2 protein-coding genes and 1 pseudogene are annotated in these 1,351 nt (G+C 59.4%); 1 reads left to right on the top strand and 2 read right to left on the bottom strand.

Annotation, left to right across the window (positions count from 1 at the left end; translation table 11 throughout):
- Nucleotides 1–521: tautomerase family protein (locus AC1DEY_RS23455; protein WP_476870093.1), on the top strand; the 521-nt coding region annotated here is incomplete at its 5' end.
- Nucleotides 522–794: 273 nt separating this feature from the next.
- Here the strand turns inward: AC1DEY_RS23455 and AC1DEY_RS23450 are convergent.
- Nucleotides 795–1,016, bottom strand: a complete 222-nt coding sequence (locus tag AC1DEY_RS23450; RefSeq protein WP_476870094.1) for a CGNR zinc finger domain-containing protein — start codon at nucleotides 1,014–1,016, stop codon at nucleotides 795–797.
- A gap of 104 nt (nucleotides 1,017–1,120) precedes the next feature.
- A pseudogene (locus AC1DEY_RS23445) lies at nucleotides 1,121–1,351 on the bottom strand (IS1380 family transposase); the annotation flags it as partial.

The raw sequence follows: 1,351 nt of genomic DNA, 5'->3' as shown, positions 1-1,351 counted from the left end.
CCTACAAAGGAGAAGGAGGGCCTGGAATGCCATTCTGGGAGATTTACACACCCGAGGACGCTTTTAGCGATGAGGACAAGGAGGCGCTGACTAAAGGAATAACGTCGATCTACTACGACTTGGTCGATCTGCCGAAGTTCTATGTCGTCGTCGTGTTTCACGAGATGCCCCTCAACAGCATCTACGTTGGAGGCGAAGCGGCGAACAATTTCATACGCATCCGCCTTGACCACATCGCCCGTAAAACAGTTGACTACATCGCGCACCACACGAACAAGAAAACGATGGTGAACGGAATCGCCCTCGGAAGCTTGACCTCGGAACAGATCCGGGCAGACTTCCACGAGAAGGTAGAGGAGGTCCTTGTGCCGTTCGTGAAAGAGCGTGGCTACGACTGGGAGATCCACGTCGACGAAACCCCTGAGGACCTTTGGCGTGTTCAAGGCCTCGTTCCGCCACCTGGATGGTCCGAGTTCGAAAAGCTCTGGCGCAAGGAGAACCGTCCCGTTCCCTATTACTGAGCAACCCGATTTCCAAGCTGTCAGCGGACGGCCGCTGACGGGGTCTCATCGTGAGAGATCGCTAACCGTAGCTCCCAAGTACAGGTTCTGGCAACATCGCTGGTGGCTCGGGAATCATTAACAGTTCGGGCAAAAATGCTCGGCCGGGTATTCCGGTCGAGCATTTTTGCTTGCTGGCGTTGAGCTTCAGAACGTGCCCGGGGACTTCGGGGAACTGCAGCGCAGCCGGTCTCGAATCTCTGCACCGCGCCCGCGTTGATTACAGTTCCAGCGTCATGGCCGAGGTGGTTGCCGATCAGGCGCTCCGGGCTGCTTTGGCGTCCCGTTCCTTGCTCCGTAGGCGGTATGCCCGCACGCGTTTCCGCAGGTAGCCACGTCGTGCCAAAGCCGGCTACAGTTTTTCGAACGGTCGGAGAAGGCGCTGTCGCATTCCGGGTTGRCGCAGATCTTAAGGCGCCGAAGCGTTCCGCGGTACGATGCCTTTACCAGTTGCACCAGCAGATTTGAGCGAATGAGGTCCAGGCCGCCCCCAGTGGCGTGCAGCCGGACTTGCCCGGATTCGACACTTACTGCTGTCGCTGAACTGATGATGGGGTGTTGAATCGAGCTAGGATCCGAAGCGGTGGGTCTGGCCGCAGGGTTCCGGTTCCCGGCCGCGTCCCAGGCCCTGGCCCGCAGTTCCCGTGTGAGGGTTTCGAAGCCGTAGCTGAACAGTTCGGGGCTGGCCACGGTGCGTTCAAAAAACCGGGACACCGTCGCGTTCGAGGGCACCGAGCCGAAGAGTCCGGGCGAGGGCCGCAGGATGTCCAGGGGGCCGCAGGATGTCCAGG

The organism is Arthrobacter sp. 05T47, from assembly GCF_056395825.1.
Note: the sequence above shows the minus strand (reverse complement) of the source record. Positions and strands in the feature narration are given on the sequence as shown.